At 60.6% G+C, this 16,415-nt stretch carries 14 protein-coding genes and 2 tRNA genes; 1 reads left to right on the forward strand and 15 read right to left on the reverse strand.

Annotated features, from left to right (window positions below; translation table 11 throughout):
- Positions 1-2: 2 nt before the first annotated feature.
- From rbfA to rlmE, 12 genes are all read right to left on the reverse strand, one after another.
- The gene (gene rbfA, locus L6D64_RS25090; protein WP_054885634.1) at positions 3-401 is read right to left on the reverse strand and encodes a 30S ribosome-binding factor RbfA; all 399 of its coding nucleotides are present in this window, start codon (positions 399-401) and stop codon (positions 3-5) included.
- 116 nt (positions 402-517) lie between these two features.
- On the reverse strand, positions 518-3,061 hold the full coding sequence (infB, locus tag L6D64_RS25095) for a translation initiation factor IF-2 (protein WP_176509698.1): 2,544 nt from the start codon (positions 3,059-3,061) through the stop codon (positions 518-520).
- A gap of 27 nt (positions 3,062-3,088) precedes the next feature.
- Complete coding sequence (gene nusA, locus L6D64_RS25100) at positions 3,089-4,570, reverse strand: transcription termination factor NusA (RefSeq protein ID WP_054885636.1); 1,482 nt, start codon at positions 4,568-4,570, stop codon at positions 3,089-3,091.
- 59 nt (positions 4,571-4,629) lie between these two features.
- On the reverse strand, positions 4,630-5,088 hold the full coding sequence (gene rimP, locus L6D64_RS25105; protein ID WP_054885662.1) for a ribosome maturation factor RimP: 459 nt from the start codon (positions 5,086-5,088) through the stop codon (positions 4,630-4,632).
- Between the two features lie 132 nt (positions 5,089-5,220).
- Positions 5,221-5,297, reverse strand: a tRNA-Met gene (locus L6D64_RS25110).
- Between the two features lie 100 nt (positions 5,298-5,397).
- Positions 5,398-5,483: transfer RNA gene (locus L6D64_RS25115), tRNA-Leu, on the reverse strand.
- Between the two features lie 21 nt (positions 5,484-5,504).
- On the reverse strand, positions 5,505-5,900 hold the full coding sequence (gene secG / locus L6D64_RS25120) for a preprotein translocase subunit SecG (RefSeq protein ID WP_176509699.1): 396 nt from the start codon (positions 5,898-5,900) through the stop codon (positions 5,505-5,507).
- 4 nt (positions 5,901-5,904) lie between these two features.
- Positions 5,905-6,660 carry a triose-phosphate isomerase gene (tpiA, locus tag L6D64_RS25125; protein WP_176509700.1) on the reverse strand — a complete coding sequence of 252 codons (756 nt, stop codon included), beginning with the start codon at positions 6,658-6,660 and terminating at the stop codon, positions 5,905-5,907.
- A gap of 66 nt (positions 6,661-6,726) precedes the next feature.
- Positions 6,727-8,067, reverse strand: a complete 1,341-nt coding sequence (gene glmM, locus L6D64_RS25130; RefSeq protein WP_054885639.1) for a phosphoglucosamine mutase — start codon at positions 8,065-8,067, stop codon at positions 6,727-6,729.
- Between the two features lie 16 nt (positions 8,068-8,083).
- Positions 8,084-8,935 carry a dihydropteroate synthase gene (gene folP, locus L6D64_RS25135; RefSeq protein ID WP_176509701.1) on the reverse strand — a complete coding sequence of 284 codons (852 nt, stop codon included), beginning with the start codon at positions 8,933-8,935 and terminating at the stop codon, positions 8,084-8,086.
- A gap of 8 nt (positions 8,936-8,943) precedes the next feature.
- A complete protein-coding gene (gene ftsH, locus L6D64_RS25140; RefSeq protein WP_176509702.1) occupies positions 8,944-10,848 on the reverse strand; it encodes an ATP-dependent zinc metalloprotease FtsH in 1,905 nt (634 codons plus the stop codon).
- A 201-nt stretch (positions 10,849-11,049) separates the two neighbouring features.
- Positions 11,050-11,676, reverse strand: coding sequence for a 23S rRNA (uridine(2552)-2'-O)-methyltransferase RlmE (gene rlmE / locus L6D64_RS25145; protein ID WP_054885642.1), 627 nt, complete (start codon positions 11,674-11,676; stop codon positions 11,050-11,052).
- A 102-nt stretch (positions 11,677-11,778) separates the two neighbouring features.
- Here rlmE and yhbY point away from each other — a divergent pair, with 102 nt between their 5' ends.
- On the forward strand, positions 11,779-12,087 hold the full coding sequence (yhbY, locus tag L6D64_RS25150) for a ribosome assembly RNA-binding protein YhbY (protein ID WP_054885643.1): 309 nt from the start codon (positions 11,779-11,781) through the stop codon (positions 12,085-12,087).
- Positions 12,088-12,222: 135 nt separating this feature from the next.
- On the opposite strand, the gene L6D64_RS25155 is transcribed toward yhbY, so the two are convergent.
- The 3 genes from L6D64_RS25155 to carB are packed head-to-tail and all read right to left on the reverse strand — an operon-like array spanning position 12,223 to position 16,341.
- Positions 12,223-12,663, reverse strand: a complete 441-nt coding sequence (locus L6D64_RS25155) for a hypothetical protein (RefSeq protein WP_054885644.1) — start codon at positions 12,661-12,663, stop codon at positions 12,223-12,225.
- On the reverse strand, positions 12,641-13,123 hold the full coding sequence (greA, locus tag L6D64_RS25160) for a transcription elongation factor GreA (RefSeq protein WP_082433603.1): 483 nt from the start codon (positions 13,121-13,123) through the stop codon (positions 12,641-12,643). The genes L6D64_RS25155 and greA overlap by 23 nt, the downstream gene beginning before the upstream one ends.
- Complete coding sequence (carB, locus tag L6D64_RS25165) at positions 13,120-16,341, reverse strand: carbamoyl-phosphate synthase large subunit (RefSeq protein WP_054885645.1); 3,222 nt, start codon at positions 16,339-16,341, stop codon at positions 13,120-13,122. The genes greA and carB overlap by 4 nt, the downstream gene beginning before the upstream one ends.
- Positions 16,342-16,415: the final 74 nt, after the last annotated feature.

The following is a 16,415-nucleotide window of genomic DNA, read 5'->3' on the forward strand; positions in this document are numbered from 1 at the left end:
GCTTACTCCTTGGCGTCCGACTCGTCGGCATCCTTGTGCAGGCGGTCTTCGGCCACTGCACGCTCGATCAGCGCCGAGAGGTGGACACCGCGGCTGACACTTTCATCGAAGTGGAAGTGCAACTGCGGCACGCTGCGCAGTTGCATCGAGCGGCCCAGGTGCAGGCGCAGGAAGCTTGCGGCGCTGTTAAGGGCCTTGAGCGACTGCTGCACGGCGTCTGGCGCTTCTTCGCCCATGACGGTGATGAAGACCTTGGCATGGCCCAGGTCGCGGCTGACATCCACAGCGGTGATGGTCACCAGACCGACGCGTGGGTCCTTGACTTCACGGCGGATCAGCTCGGCCAGCTCACGCTGCATCTGATCACCGATACGTTGGGTACGGCTGTATTCTTTGGCCATTCTTGCTACCTGTAACTTAAAGCGGCAAACGCCCGGTGAGGCTTAAGCCTGACCGGGCGCTACCTACTGAGGCGCTGCCCACCGCCCTGCGGCGGGGGCTGGCGCCCTGCTCACCCTTAAAGGGTACGAGCAACCTGGACTTTCTCGAAGACTTCGATCTTGTCGCCGACCTTGACGTCGTTGTAGCTCTTGACGCCAATACCGCACTCCATGCCCGAACGCACTTCGGAAGCGTCGTCCTTGAAGCGACGCAGCGATTCCAGTTCACCTTCGAAGATCACAACGTCTTCGCGCAGTACGCGGATCGGACGGTTGCGGTACACGGTACCTTCGATGACCATACAGCCAGCGATGGCGCCGAACTTCGGCGAACGGAACACGTCACGGACTTCAGCAACGCCCAGGATGTTCTCGCGAACATCGCTGCCGAGCATGCCGGTCAGGGCTTTCTTGACGTCTTCGATGATGTCGTAGATCACGTTGTAGTAACGCATATCCAGACCTTCCTGCTCGACGATCTTGCGCGCGCCGGCATCGGCACGCACGTTGAAGCCGAACAGTACTGCATTCGAAGCCAGCGCCAGGTTGGCGTCGCTTTCGGTGATACCACCGACGCCGCCACCAATCACGCGCACCTGAACTTCGTCGTTGCCCAGACCAGACAACGAGCCCTGCAGTGCTTCCAGGGAGCCCCGCACGTCGGTCTTGAGGACGATGTTGAGGGTCTTCTTCTCTTCCTGACCCATGGTCTCGAAGATGTTTTCCAGCTTGCCGGCGTGAGCACGGGCCAGCTTGACCTCGCGGTATTTGCCTTGACGGAACAGGGCAACTTCACGGGCCTTCTTCTCGTCGGCAACCACGGACAGCTCGTCACCGGCTTCCGGGGTACCGTCCAGGCCGAGGATCTCGACCGGGATCGACGGGCCGGCTTCCTTCACAGGCTTGCCGTTCTCGTCGAGCATCGCACGTACGCGGCCATAGTTGGAGCCGCACAGGACCATGTCGCCCTGACGCAGGGTACCGTCCTGGACCAGGATGGTCGCCACCGGGCCACGGCCCTTGTCCAGGCGCGATTCGACCACGACGCCACGACCTGGAGCGGTCGGGGTGGCGGTCAGCTCGAGGATTTCGGCCTGCAGCAGGACGGCTTCGAGCAATTCGTCGACACCGGTACCCATCTTCGCCGAAACCTTGACGAACGGCGTGTCACCACCCCAGTCCTCGGAGGTCACGCCTTCGACGGCCAGTTCGTTGCGGATGCGATCGAGGTCGGCACCCGGCTTGTCGATCTTGTTCACTGCAACCACCAGCGGAACGCCAGCAGCCTTGGCATGCTGAACGGCTTCGCGGGTTTGCGGCATCACGCCGTCGTCCGCCGCCACCACCAGGATGACGATGTCGGTGGCCTTGGCACCACGGGCACGCATCGCGGTAAACGCGGCGTGGCCCGGGGTATCGAGGAAGGTGACCATGCCGCGGTCGGTTTCCACGTGGTAGGCACCGATGTGCTGGGTAATACCACCGGCTTCGCCGGCAGCAACCTTGGCACGACGGATGTAGTCGAGCAGCGAGGTCTTACCGTGGTCGACGTGACCCATGACGGTAACTACCGGCGCACGCGACTCGGTCTGGCCTTCGAACTTCAGCGATTCGGCCAGGGAATCTTCCAGGGCGGTATCGCTGATCAGGGTGACCTTGTGACCCAGCTCTTCTGCGACCAGCTGAGCGGTTTCCTGGTCGAGCACCTGGTTGATGGTAACCGGGGTACCCAGCTTGAACATGAACTTGACCACTTCGGCGCCCTTGACGGACATCTGGTTGGCCAGCTCGGAGACGGTAATGGTCTCGCCGATGGTCACGTCACGAATGACGGGGCCGGTCGGGTTCTGGAAGCCGTGCTGATTACGTTTCTTCAGCTTGCTCTTGCCACCACGGCCACGACGAGCGCCATCGCTCTCTTCGTCGGTGGTGCGCGGTGCGGCACGAGGAGTCGGAGCCTTTTCCTTCTCCTTGACCTTGACCTTGATCGACACGCGCGGCGCTTCGCCACGACGCTCGCCACCACGACGGTCTTCGTCACGGGTGCGGCCTTCGTTGCGACGGGCTTCGTCCTTCTTGCGCTCGGCAGCACGGGCGGCGGCGTCTTCGGACGCCGGGGCGTCGGCGACTACCGGGGCCGGAGCCGGAGCCGGTGCTGGTTCGGCCTTTGCCACAGGCGCCGGAGCTGGCGCTGCAGCAGCATCGGCCGCCTGACGGCGAGCCTGCTCTTCGTTGCGCTGGCGAACTTCGGCCTCGACCTTTTCGCGAGCGGCATTTTCAGCCGCGCGGCGATCATCCAGCTCACGCTTCTGCTCGGCCTGGATTTCTTCCGGGCTGCGCTGAACGAAAACTTTCTTCTTGCGTACTTCTACGCTGATGCTTTTGCTACCGGCGACACGCAGGGTGCTGGTGGTCTTGCGCTGCAAGGTAATCTTGCGCGGCTCTTCCGCCTTGCTCTTGTGGCTGCTCTTCAAATGGGTCAGCAGAGTCTGCTTTTCATTGTCGGTCACTACCTGACCGGCGTCGGTGTGCGGCAGACCTGCCTCACGCATCTGCTGCAGCAGGCGCTCTACCGGTGCCTCGACCTCTTGGGCCAGTTCTTTCACCGTGACTTGCGTCATGCACTTCTCTCCTCAGGCCGCGCCTAATTACTCGAACCAGTGGGCTCGGGCGGCCATGATCAACTTGCCGGCACGCTCTTCGTCGATGCCGTCGATGTCGAGCAGGTCGTCAATCGACTGCTCGGCCAGGTCTTCGCGGTTAACCACGCCGCGCACCGCCAGTTCCGCTGCCAGGTCCTTGTCCATGCCCTCGAGGGAGAGCAAGTCGTCGGACGGATGGGCGTCTGCCAGTTTTTCTTCGGTAGCGATGGCCTTGGTCAACAAACGGTCCTTGGCACGAGCGCGCAGCTCATTGACGATTTCTTCGTCAAAGCCATCGATGTTGAGCATTTCTTCCAACGGTACGTAGGCAATCTCTTCGAGGCTGGTGAAGCCTTCGTCGACCAGCACTTGGGCCAGCTCCTCGTCGACTTCCAGCTCTTCGATGAAATTACGCAGGATGTCGCCGGTTTCAGCCTGTTGCTTGGCCTGGATGTCCTTCTCGGTCATCACGTTCAGGGTCCAGCCAGTCAGCTGACTGGCCAGGCGAACGTTCTGGCCACCACGGCCAATGGCTTGTGCCAGGTTGTCTTCGGCAACGGCGATGTCCATTGCATGGGCATCTTCATCAACGATGATCGCCGCGACTTCAGCCGGCGACATGGCGTTGATGACGAATTGCGCCGGGTTCTCGTCCCACAGGACGATATCCACGCGCTCACCACCCAGCTCGCCGGATACGGCCTGGACGCGCGAACCGCGCATGCCGATACAGGCACCTTGCGGGTCGATGCGCTTGTCCTTGGAGCGGACGGCGATCTTGGCACGCGACCCCGGATCACGGGATGCAGCCATGACTTCGATGAGGCCTTCGGCGATTTCCGGCACTTCGATGCGGAACAGCTCGATCAGCATCTGCGGCGCGGTGCGCGACAGGATCAGCTGAGGACCGCGGTTCTCGGTGCGGATTTCCTTGAGCAGCGCACGCAGGCGCACGCCAACACGGAAGGTCTCACGTGGAATGATGTCTTCGCGGGCCAGCAGGGCCTCGGCGTTGTTACCCAGATCAACGATGACGTTGTCACGGGTGACTTTCTTGACGGTGCCGGAGATGATCTCGTTGACCCGCTCGCGGTAGGCGTCAACCACCTGGGCGCGCTCGGCTTCACGAACCTTCTGCACGATGACCTGCTTGGCGGTCTGCGCGGCGATACGGCCGAATTCGATGGACTCGATCTTTTCTTCGATCACGTCACCGACTTTCGCTTCAGGGTGAGTGTCCTTGATCTTGTCCAGCCAGGTTTCGATCGCCGGATCGTCCAGGTCGTTTTCGTCGACCACGGTCCAGCGACGGAACGTCTCATAGCTACCGGTGTGGCGGTTGATTTCCACACGCAGATCGACTTCGTCCTCAAAACGTTTTTTGGTTGCAGTAGCCAGGGCCACTTCCAGCGCTTCGAAAATGACGCCGGGCGGTACACCTTTTTCGTTGGATACCGATTCAACAACCAGCAGTACTTCTTTGCTCATCGTACGCCTCGCCTTGCGCAAGCCATTAGGCCCGGATAGTCCGCCGGGCCCGGCACGTCTCAGTCAAAACTGGGAATAATATTGGCCTTGTCGATCGAATCGATCGGCAGCAGGAACTCCTGGTTGTCCACCTGGACCACCACGTCCTGATCCTCCACACCGCGGAGAAGGCCCTGGAAGTTACGACGCCCCTCGAAGGGTGAACGCAGCTTGATCTTCACTTGTTCGCCGGCATGCGAGGCAAACTGTTCCAGAGTGAACAGTGGGCGATCCATGCCTGGAGAGGAGACCTCAAGGGTATATTCGCTGCTGATCGGATCTTCCACATCGAGGATCGCGCTGGCCTGACGGCTGACCGCTTCGCAGTCGTCCACCAGGATGCCGTCTTCCTTGTCGATATAGATGCGCAGTACCGAATGCTTACCCTGGGATACGAATTCGATCCCCCAGCACTGATAGCCCAGACCCTCGACCACCGGGGCCAACAAGGCCTGCAACTGTTCTAGCTTGCTCGACACCTGAACCCCCTCGTGCATGCTGTGCAAATAAAAAATGGGCGAAGCGCCCATCCCTGAAAGCGCCGTAGGACAACGACGCCGTAAATTTCGTTCAGCTAGCAAAAAGCCCCTGAAAAGGGGCTCCGCTGAAGCTGGTTGCGGGGGCTGGATTTGAACCAACGACCTTCGGGTTATGAGCCCGACGAGCTACCAAGCTGCTCCACCCCGCGACAAAGCTGGGGCGAAAGTATAAGACTTAACCTGCTTATGGGTCAAACCCAAACCTTCACCTGCAAGAAAGCCCGCTAAAGCGGGCTCTCAAGCTTCAATTGGTACCGAGAAGGGGACTCGAACCCCTACACCCTATGGGCACAACCACCTCAAGGTTGCGTGTCTACCAATTCCACCACCTCGGCAATACTACTACTTGAAACCCGTTACTTCTGCTCTTCGGCCGGAGGAGGTACGTCACCTTTAGGGGTGGTGTCACTCTTCTGTTCCTGGAGCACCGGTACATCATCATTAACTGCCGGTTTCTGCGGCTCTTTCACTTCTAGCACCGCTGGATCTGGAAGACCTGCTTGGCTAAGCTGGTGAGCTTGTTGCTTCGCGAAGTATCCTAACCCAAGTGCTGTCAAAAAGAAAGTGGCAGCGAGTATAGCAGTCAATTTACTCAGGAAGGTAGCAGAACCTTGGCTTCCGAACACAGTGTTTGAGGCACCTGCGCCGAAAGATGCACCTGCTTCCGCACCCTTACCCTGTTGCAGCAGAACCAGCACTACAAGCGACAGCGCTGCCAACAGATGAAAAACAACGATAACTGTTTCCAGCATTTGTTCAGTTTCCTGCGGCGCGACAAATTGCACCGAATTCGTCTGCGTTCAGGGACGCTCCACCAATGAGCCCCCCATCGATATCCGGCATGCCGAACAGTTCGGCCGCATTGGCCGCCTTCACGCTGCCGCCGTAGAGAAGCTGCACGCTTGCGGCAACTTCGGCGTCTTCGACCGCCAACTGGGCGCGGATGGCTGCATGCACATCCTGAGCCTGTTGAGGCGAAGCCGTCAAACCTGTGCCAATAGCCCAAACCGGCTCATAGGCAATTACAGCCTTGGCAAAAGCCTTAACACCGAACGCGTCGATGATACTGCTTAGTTGACGCCCGACAACTTCGAGTGTCTTGCCTGCCTCGCGCTCTTCAAGAGTTTCCCCTACGCAGAGCACCGGCATTAAACCACTAAGTTGAGCGGCTGCAAACTTCTCTTTCAGTACTTCTTCACTTTCGCCAATGATCTGGCGACGCTCCGAGTGACCAATCAAGACCAACTTGCAACCTGCTTCAACCAACTGACTCGGTGCAACTTCACCGGTCAGCGCGCCCTGCTCGGGCTTTATCGCAGAATTCTGTGCTCCGACAGCGATCCCGCTACCCTGCAGACCATCAACCACTTGATTGATGAACAGCGTCGGCGGAAACACCGCGACTTCAACACCGCTTGGCACGGACATATTGCCCAGGCCCAGGATCAGCTCAGCGACGCTGGCGCGGGTACCGTGCATCTTCCAGTTACCAGCTACCATGGGGCGACGCATGCTTTACCTCGTCGGTCAAAGTGGGCGCAGATCTTACCCAACCCGATCTGCGCTGGCAAGCCTCTTTCAGGCACAAACTTCTGCGACCAGCTTGGCCAGGGCTTCGGCATGACCACGCACCTGGTTTTCGTCGTCACCTTCGACCATTACCCGCACCAAGGGCTCGGTGCCGGATTTGCGCAGCAGCACACGCCCACGCCCCGCCATGGCCTCGGTGACCTTGGCGCTGGCTTCCTTGACGGCCGGATGCTCCAGCGGGTCCACCTTGCTCGCACCGAAACGCACGTTGATCAGGACCTGCGGACATTTGCGCAGGGCTTGACGCGCCTGCGCCAGGGTTTCGCCACGACGCTTGAGCGCCATCAGCACCTGCAGGGCAGCAATGATCGCGTCACCGGTGGTGGTGTGGTTACAGCACACCACGTGCCCGGAGTTTTCACCCCCGAGCAACCAATCGCGCTCGAGCAGTTCTGCCATTACATAGCGATCGCCGACCTTTGCCCGCACGAACGGAATATCCAGATCCTTGAGCGCAAGCTCGAGGCCCAGGTTGCTCATCAGTGTGCCGACCACGCCGCCTTGCAGCTTGCCACGCTCCTGCAAGTCACGAGCGATGATGAACAGCAACTCGTCGCCGTCGACGATGGCGCCGGTGTGGTCGACCATCAATACCCGGTCGCCATCGCCGTCGAAGGCAATGCCCAGGTCGGCATGCCCTACCAGTACGGCAGCCTGCAGCGACTCAATATGGGTCGAGCCGCAGCCCTCGTTGATGTTAAGGCCGTCCGGCTGCGCATGCAGCACGGTCACGTCGGCACCCAATTCACGGAACACGCTCGGGGCAACCTTGTAGGTGGCACCGTGAGCGCAGTCGACCACCAGCTTGAGGCCTTCGAAGCTGGTGCTGCTCGGCACGCTGCTCTTGCAGAACTCGATGTAGCGGCCAGCCGCGTCGTTGATGCGGGAAACCTTGCCCAGCTTGCTCGATTCGACCACGGTCATCGGCTGATCGAGCAACTCCTCGATCATCAGCTCGACTTCGTCGGGCAGCTTGGTGCCCTGCCCGGAGAAGAACTTGATGCCGTTGTCGTCATGCGGGTTGTGCGAGGCACTGATGACAATGCCTGCTTCAGCATGGAAAGTACGGGTCAGGTAAGCGATGGCCGGCGTCGGCATAGGCCCGAGCAGCATGACGTCAGCACCGGCTGCAGACAAGCCGGCCTCGAGCGCGGATTCAAACATGTAACCGGAAATACGCGTGTCCTTGCCCACCAGTACACGGCAATTGCCTTGCTTGCGGAAGGCCATGCCAGCCGCCCAGCCCAGCTTCAGCATGAAGTCCGGCGTGATCGGGTATTCGCCGACGCGGCCACGAATACCGTCGGTACCAAAATATTTTCTGCTCATAGGGACTCCAATGTTCTTATTCGGCGTTCTGTACTGCGGCAATCATGCGCACCACGTCGACGGTCTCGGCCACGTCATGGACGCGCAGGATGCTGGCGCCCTTGGTCATGGCCAGAGCCGCCAGCGCGAGGCTGCCATACAGTCGCTCACCGACCGGACGATTCAGCGTCAGGCCGATCATGCTCTTGCGCGAAACGCCCACCAGCAGCGGGCGCCCCAGGCGATAGAGCGCTTCCATGTGTTTGAACAAGCTGAGGTTGTGCGCGAGTGTCTTGGCGAAACCGAAGCCTGGGTCAAGAATGATGCGTTCGGCGGGGATACCCACCGCTGCGCAAGCGGCCATCCGCTGTTCAAGATAGCGCGTTACGTCGGCAGTCACATCGTCGTAATACGGATCGTCCTGCATGTTCCCGGGTTCACCGCGCATGTGCATCAGACAAACCGGCAAGCCGGTGTCCCCCGCCGCATCCAGGGCGCCATCGCGCTCCAGCGCACGCACGTCGTTGATCAGGCCGGCACCCAACCGCGCCGACTCGCGAATGACCGCCGGCGTTGAGGTATCGACCGAGATGACCACGTCGAAGCGACTGTTGATGGCCTCGACCATCGGCGCCACGCGCTCGATCTCTTCGGTGACCGAAACCGCACGCGCACCGGGGCGGGTCGATTCTCCACCGATGTCGATCAACGTGGCCCCTGCCGCGATCATCGCCTCGGCATGGCGCAACGCTTCGTCGCGCTGACTGAAGCGCCCGCCATCGGAGAAGGAGTCGGGAGTGACATTGAGGATACCCATGACATGGGTACGGGAGAGATCAAGAACCCGGTTGCCGCAAGGCAACCGGGTCGGGTACTGCACTGAGCTCATAGCTGCCCTTAGTGTTGAGCTGCGGGGCCGCCGATCGGCGATTCCGGGCGATCATTCTGGGCAGTCGGCGCGCCCGAATCCTTGTCATCATCCCAATCACGGGGCTCACGCGGCGTACGGCCAGCCATGATGTCGTCGATCTGATCGGCATCAATGGTCTCGTACTTCATCAAGGCTTCGGTCATCGCCTCTAGTTTGTCGCGGTTGTCGATCAGCAACTGCTTGGCAGTGGCGTAGCACTGGTCGATGATGCTGCGCACTTCGGAGTCGATCAGCTTGGCCGTCTCGCCAGAAACGCTGGCGTGCTGGCTGGCGGCACTGCGACCGAGGAATACCTCGCCTTCCTCTTCGGCGTACATCAGCGGACCGAGTTTTTCCGACAGCCCCCACTTGGTGACCATGTTGCGAGCGATCTGGCTGGCTCGCATGATGTCGTTGGACGCACCGGTGGTAACGCCATCGAAGCCCAAGGTCATCTCCTCGGCGATCCGACCACCGTACAGCGAGCAGATCTGGCTGATCAGCGCACGCTTGGACAGGCTGTAGCGGTCTTCCTCCGGCAGGAACATGGTGACACCCAAGGCACGACCACGGGGTATGATCGAAACCTTGTAGACCGGATCGTGCTCAGGCACCAGGCGACCGACAATGGCGTGACCGGCCTCGTGATAGGCGGTGTTCCTCTTTTCCTTCTCGGACATGACCATGGTCTTGCGCTCGGCACCCATCATGATCTTGTCCTTGGCCAGTTCGAACTCTTTCATTTCGACCAGGCGCTTGTTGGCGCGAGCGGCGAACAGCGAAGCCTCGTTGACCAGGTTGGCCAGGTCGGCACCCGAGAAGCCTGGGGTACCACGGGCAATGACGGCCGGATTGACGTTTTCGCCGACCGGCACCTTGCGCATGTGCACCTTGAGAATTTGCTCACGGCCACGGATATCCGGCAGACCGACCACGACCTGACGGTCGAAGCGACCAGGGCGCAGCAGCGCAGGGTCGAGCACGTCCGGGCGGTTGGTAGCGGCAATGACGATGATGCCATCGTTCATTTCGAAGCCGTCCATTTCAACCAGCAACTGGTTGAGGGTCTGCTCGCGCTCGTCGTGACCACCGCCCATGCCGGCGCCACGGTGGCGACCAACAGCGTCGATCTCATCGATGAAGATGATGCACGGAGCATGCTTCTTGGCCTGCTCGAACATGTCACGCACCCGGCTTGCACCTACACCGACGAACATCTCGACGAAGTCGGAACCGGAGATGGTGAAGAACGGTACCTTGGCTTCACCGGCAATAGCTTTGGCCAGCAGGGTCTTACCGGTACCTGGCGGGCCGACCATCAGCACGCCGCGCGGGATACGACCGCCCAGACGCTGGAACTTGCCCGGGTCGCGCAGGAATTCGACCAGTTCGCCGACCTCTTCCTTGGCCTCGTCGCAACCGGCGACGTCAGCCAGGGTGGTCTTGACCTGGTCTTCGGAAAGCAGGCGCGCCTTGCTCTTGCCGAAGCTCATCGGCCCGCCCTTGCCCCCTGCACCACCTTGCATCTGGCGCATGAAGAACATGAACACGGCGATGATCACGAGGATCGGGAAGCTTGCCACCAGCAGCTGAGTCCAGATGCTCTGCTGTTCCGGCTGCTTGCCTTCGATGACTACATGGTTGTCGACCAGGTCGCCGATCAGGCCGTTGTCGGTAATGGCCGGGCGCACGGTCTTGAAGTTGTCGCCGTCGGCGCGCTTGCCGGTAATGATGTAGCCATCGACGGTCACACGCTCGACCTTGCCATCCTTGACCTGCTGGATGAAGTCGGAATAGTTGAGGGTCTGCGGCTCGTTAGGGCTGGAGAAGTTGTTCATCACCGTCACCAGGACAGCTGCGATGATCAACCACAGGATCAGATTCTTTGCCATGTCGTTCAATTCGCTACCCTCTGAGGCCGGCGCACGACGCAGCCGTGCCTCGCATGATATTCATCGCCCTAACTTACTACATTACCTACGCATCCGCAGGCACCGTCTGTAACCCTTTGTGAAACCTAGACTACACGAAGTTCGGACAATCCAGACGGGGCAGCCGATTGGAATTAACTATCAGCCACCCCGCAATACGCCTCATGCTCCTTTGAAACCCCTGCCCAGCAGGTACTGTTCGCGGGACCGGTCCCGCGAGGACGACGGCTTGCGCATCTGCACCTTGTCGAATTTGCTGCGCACGTCCTTGAGGTACATGTCGAAACCTTCGCCCTGGAAGATCTTGATCAGGAAGTCCCCGCCCGGCTTGAGCACGCGGGTCGCCAGGTCCAGGGCCAGCTCGCAGAGAAACATGGCTCGCGGCATATCCACCGCGGGCGTACCACTCATATTGGGGGCCATGTCGGAAATCACAAGGTCTACGTGCGAATCACCGACCGCCTGCAGAATCTGCTGCAGCACTTCATCCTGGGTGAAGTCGCCCTGAATGAAGGTCACGTCGGGGATCGAGTCCATCTCCAGGATGTCAGAGGCGATCAAGCGACCCTGGCCACCAATCAGACGACTGGTCACCTGCGACCAGCCTCCAGGGGCCGCGCCGAGGTCGATCACACTCATGCCAGGACGGATCAGGCGGTCTTTCTCCTGGATCTCCAGCAGTTTGTAGCTCGCACGCGAGCGGTAGCCATCCTTCTGCGCTTGCTTCACAAAAGGATCGTTGAAATGCTCTCGCAGCCAGTTTGCGCTGCTTTTGGAACGTTGTACCACGGGGCACCTCGATGATATGCGTCGTGATTGACTGGGCGGAGCCGGTGGCCCTCGGGTAAAATGCCGGTCAATTTTACAGAATCAGACGGAAAGGGTCAGATTATGCCGCTCAATAACGAGCAGAAGAAGCAATACAAGTCCATTGGTCATGACCTGAAGCCGGTCCTGATCGTAGCTGGCAACGGCTTGAACGAAGGCGTGATCGCCGAACTGGAGCGCGCGCTGGTCGATCACGAACTGATCAAGGTCGAAATCCGCTCGGAAGATCGCGAAGAGCGCGCCGTCGTCATTGCCGAACTGTGCAAGGCCGGCCGCGCCGAACTGGTACAGACCATCGGCAAGAAGGCACTGATCTATCGCAAGAATCCGCAGCCGAACAAGCAGTTGTCCAACATCCACCGTTACAAGTGACGGGTGTGGGAGCGGCCTTGCGTCGCGAAAGGGCTGCAAAGCAGCCCCTGCGGTATTTGCGATAAAGCTGACATCCTGGGGTCGCTTCGCGACCCTTTCGCGACACGAGGCCGCTCCCACAAGGCTCCATACCGGCTAGCGGCGCGCCCTGACCGGGACCGGTTGGGCCACCAGCACGATGCCGGAGAAGCCCAACACGAGAAAACAGAACATCTGCCAGCGCTCGCCGACCGAGATGCCGTAGCGCAAGGTGTAATACCCCACGCAGGCTGCGAAGCCCAACAACAGCATCTGGCCACGAAACTGCCGCCACCAGGCCACCAGGCCGTCCACCCTCGCCAGCACCGCCAGCTGGGTCAACAAGCCAAGCAACGCCACACCGATCAACCAGCGGTCGATCTGCCCGGCGACGTCCTGCACCAGCAAAGGCGCCAGGCCACTGACTTTCAGCGCCGGCACCAGCCCTACATGGAACACCCATAAGCCACCGACCCAGAAAACCTGGGCCAGTTGCCATAGAATCCCCTCGAGGGATGGCGCCCGCAGGCGCCGGTCAGATGTGTTTGACTTCGACAATCTCGTACTCGACCGTACCGCTTGGCGTCTTCACCACCACGGTGTCACCTTCTTCCTTGCCAATGATGGCACGGGCGATCGGTGCGCTGCTCGAAAGCTTGCCTATTTTCACGTCAGCTTCATCTTCGCCAACGATCTGGTAGGTCACTTCGTCATCGGTCTCGGTGTTCGCCAGCACCACGGTGGTGCCGAAAATCACTTTGCCGGTGTGGGCGATGGTGGTGACATCGATCACCACCGAGTTCTGCAGACGGCCTTCGATATCACGGATGCGCGCTTCGACCATGCCCTGCTCCTCACGGGCCGCGTGGTATTCAGCGTTTTCCTTGAGGTCGCCCAGCTCACGCGCTTCGCCAATGGCCTGGCTCAGGCGTGGGCGCTCGGTCTTGCTCAGGAAGGCCAGCTCCTCTTCCAGGGCGCGGGCGCCCTGGACGGTCATCGGGTACTTGGTAATGCTCATGCTTTGAGTCCTGCATGCAGATCCTGCAGGCGACGAACAGTCTTCTCGGGACCGAATTTCAGCGCCTCGCAGATGGCTTCACCAGCCGCAATGGTAGTGGTGCAGTAGATCTTGTGCTGCAGCGCATTGCGACGAATCGAGTAGGAATCGGCGATCGACTGGCGACCTTCGGTGGTGTTGATGATCAACGACACTTCGTCGTTCTTGATCATGTCGACCACGTGCGGACGCCCTTCGGTCACCTTGTTCACACGGCGCACTTTCAGGCCTGCCGCTTCGATGACCTTGGCGGTGCCTGCAGTTGCAACCACTTCGAAGCCCAGGGCGATCAGATCGCGGGCAACGCCAGCCACTTGCGGCTTGTCGTCGTCACGCACGCTGATGAACGCAGTACCGCCGGTCGGCAGCACTTCGCTGGCCCCCATCTGGGCCTTGGCGAACGCTTCACCGAAGCTGTCACCGACACCCATGACTTCACCGGTCGATTTCATCTCAGGGCCGAGGATCGGGTCAACCCCTGGGAACTTGGCGAACGGGAAGACGGCTTCCTTGACGCTGTAGAAGTTCGGGATGATTTCCTGGGTGAAGCCCAGTTCTTTCAGGGTTTTGCCGGCCATCACGCGTGCAGCGATCATGGCCAGGGAGGTGCCGATGCACTTGGACACGAACGGTACGGTACGCGAGGCGCGCGGGTTGACTTCGATCACGTAGATCTTGTCGCCCTGCAGGGCCAGCTGCACGTTCATCAGGCCGACGACGCCCAGCTCCAGGGCCATTTTCTTGACCTGTACGCGGACTTCGTCCTGCACTTCCTTGCTCAGCGAGTACGGCGGCAGCGAGCACGCCGAGTCACCGGAGTGAACGCCGGCCTGCTCGATGTGCTGCATGATCGCGCCGATCACCACGTCGGTGCCGTCGCAGACTGCATCCACATCCATCTCGATGGCGCAATTGAGGAAGTGGTCGAGCAGTACCGGGCTGTCGTTGGAAACCTGCACGGCTTCACGCAGATAGCGCTTGAGCTCGTCCAGCTCGTAGACGATCTCCATGGCGCGACCACCCAGCACATAGGATGGGCGCACGACCAGTGGGTAACCGATGCCACCCGCAGCGCTGATGGCTTCCTCTTCACTGCGCACGGTGGCGTTTGGCGGCTGCAGCAGGCTCAGGCGCTGAACCATCTGCTGGAAGCGCTCACGGTCTTCGGCACGGTCAATGGCGTCCGGGCTGGTACCGATGATCGGTACGCCGGCTTCTTCCAGGGCGCGAGCCAGTTTCAGCGGGGTCTGGCCGCCGTAGTGAACGATGACACCCTTCGGCTTCTCGACGCGGCAGACTTCCAGCACGTCTTCCAGGGTCAGCGGCTCGAAGTACAGGCGGTCGGAGGTGTCGTAGTCGGTGGAGACGGTTTCCGGGTTGCAGTTGACCATGATGGTCTCGTAACCGTCTTCACGCAGCGCCAGTGCAGCGTGTACGCAGCAGTAGTCGAACTCGATACCTTGGCCGATACGGTTCGGGCCGCCACCCAGGATCATGATCTTGTCGCGGGTCGACGGGTTGGCCTCGCACTCTTCCTCGTAGGTCGAGTACAGGTAGGCGGTGTCGGTGGCGAACTCGGCGGCGCAGGTGTCGACGCGCTTGTACACCGGGAACACTTCCAGCTTGTGGCGGTGACGACGCAGGTTCTTGTCGGTGATGCCCAGCAGCTTGGCCAGGCGCTGGTCCGAGAAGCCCTTGCGCTTGAGGCGCAGCATGTAGTCTTTGTCGATCGACGACAGCGCCAGGGTCTTGACCTTCTCTTCTTCCTTGATCAGGTCTTCCATCTGCACCAGGAACCACATGTCGATGCCGGTCAGTGCGAAGATCTCCTCACAGGTCATGCCCGAACGCATGGCGTCAGCCACGTACCAGATGCGCTCGGCGCCCGGCACGGTCAGTTCGCGCTTGAGGATGCCGGCGGCTTCCGGGCTGGCCAGGTCGACTTTAGGGTCGAGGCCGCAGGCGCCGACTTCCAGACCGCGCAGGGCTTTCTGCAGGGACTCCTGGAAGGTGCGGCCGATGGCCATGACTTCACCCACCGACTTCATCTGGGTGGTCAGGCGGGCGTCGGCTTTCGGGAATTTCTCGAAGGCGAAGCGTGGCAGCTTGGTCACGACGTAGTCGATCGACGGCTCGAAGGACGCCGGGGTGCGGCCGCCGGTGATGTCGTTCTGCAGCTCGTCGAGGGTGTAACCAATGGCCAGCTTGGCGGCGATCTTGGCGATCGGGAAGCCGGTGGCCTTGGAAGCCAGGGCGGACGAACGCGAAACACGCGGGTTCATCTCGATCACGACCATGCGGCCAGTGTTCGGGCAGATACCGAACTGCACGTTGGAGCCGCCGGTTTCCACGCCAATTTCACGCAGCACCGCCAGCGAGGCGTTGCGCATGATCTGGTATTCCTTGTCGGTCAGGGTCTGCGCCGGCGCCACGGTGATCGAGTCACCGGTGTGCACGCCCATCGGGTCGAAGTTCTCGATGGAGCAAACGATGATGCAGTTGTCCTTCTTGTCACGGACCACCTCCATCTCGTATTCCTTCCAGCCGATCAGCGATTCGTCGATCAGCAGTTCCTTGGTCGGCGACAGGTCCAGGCCACGGGTGCAGATTTCTTCGAATTCTTCGCGGTTGTAGGCGATACCGCCGCCAGTGCCACCCATGGTGAACGATGGACGAATGATGCACGGGAAGCCGAGCTTCTCGAGCACTGCATTGGCCTCTTCCATGCTGTGGGCGATACCGGAGCGCGGGCACTCCAGGCCGATGTCCTTCATGGCCTTGTCGAAGCGCGAACGGTCTTCAGCCTTGTCGATGGTGTCGGCGTTGGCGCCGATCATCTCTACGCCGAACTTTTCCAGCACGCCGTGGCGCTCCAGGTCCAGGGCGCAGTTCAATGCAGTCTGGCCACCCATGGTCGGCAGAACCGCGTCCGGGCGCTCTTTCTCGATGATCTTGGCCACCGACTGCCACTTGATCGGCTCGATGTAGGTGGCGTCGGCCATGGCCGGGTCGGTCATGATGGTGGCCGGGTTGGAGTTCACCAGGATGACGCGGAAACCTTCCTCGCGCAGGGCTTTACAGGCCTGGGCGCCGGAATAGTCGAATTCGCAGGCCTGGCCGATCACGATCGGGCCAGCGCCGAGAATCAGGATGCTTTTGATGTCTGTACGTTTTGGCATGGTTGTCACTCAAATCCGCGGGTCAGTCGGCAAGCCGTCTTGAACAATCTGGGTCAGGCGCTTCCGGGCGCGGC

The sequence above is a fragment of the Pseudomonas urethralis genome (genome assembly GCF_021602465.1).
Taxonomy (GTDB): Bacteria; Pseudomonadota; Gammaproteobacteria; order Pseudomonadales; family Pseudomonadaceae; genus Aquipseudomonas; species Aquipseudomonas vlassakiae.

Bases quoted from the DNA above. Each gene is read 5' to 3' on its own strand.
- ftsH (WP_176509702.1), bottom strand. From the start codon at position 10,848: ATGGCAAAGAATCTGATCCTGTGGTTGATCATCGCAGCTGTCCTGGTG.
- nusA (WP_054885636.1), bottom strand. From the start codon at position 4,570: ATGAGCAAAGAAGTACTGCTGGTTGTTGAATCGGTATCCAACGAAAAA.
- folP (WP_176509701.1), bottom strand. From the start codon at position 8,935: ATGAGCTCAGTGCAGTACCCGACCCGGTTGCCTTGCGGCAACCGGGTT.
- infB (WP_176509698.1), bottom strand. From the start codon at position 3,061: ATGACGCAAGTCACGGTGAAAGAACTGGCCCAAGAGGTCGAGGCACCG.
- carB (WP_054885645.1), bottom strand. From the start codon at position 16,341: ATGCCAAAACGTACAGACATCAAAAGCATCCTGATTCTCGGCGCTGGC.
- greA (WP_082433603.1), bottom strand. From the start codon at position 13,123: ATGAGCATTACCAAGTACCCGATGACCGTCCAGGGCGCCCGCGCCCTG.
- glmM (WP_054885639.1), bottom strand. From the start codon at position 8,067: ATGAGCAGAAAATATTTTGGTACCGACGGTATTCGTGGCCGCGTCGGC.
- tpiA (WP_176509700.1), bottom strand. From the start codon at position 6,660: ATGCGTCGCCCCATGGTAGCTGGTAACTGGAAGATGCACGGTACCCGC.
- yhbY (WP_054885643.1), top strand. From the start codon at position 11,779: ATGCCGCTCAATAACGAGCAGAAGAAGCAATACAAGTCCATTGGTCAT.
- secG (WP_176509699.1), bottom strand. From the start codon at position 5,900: ATGCTGGAAACAGTTATCGTTGTTTTTCATCTGTTGGCAGCGCTGTCG.
- rbfA (WP_054885634.1), bottom strand. From the start codon at position 401: ATGGCCAAAGAATACAGCCGTACCCAACGTATCGGTGATCAGATGCAG.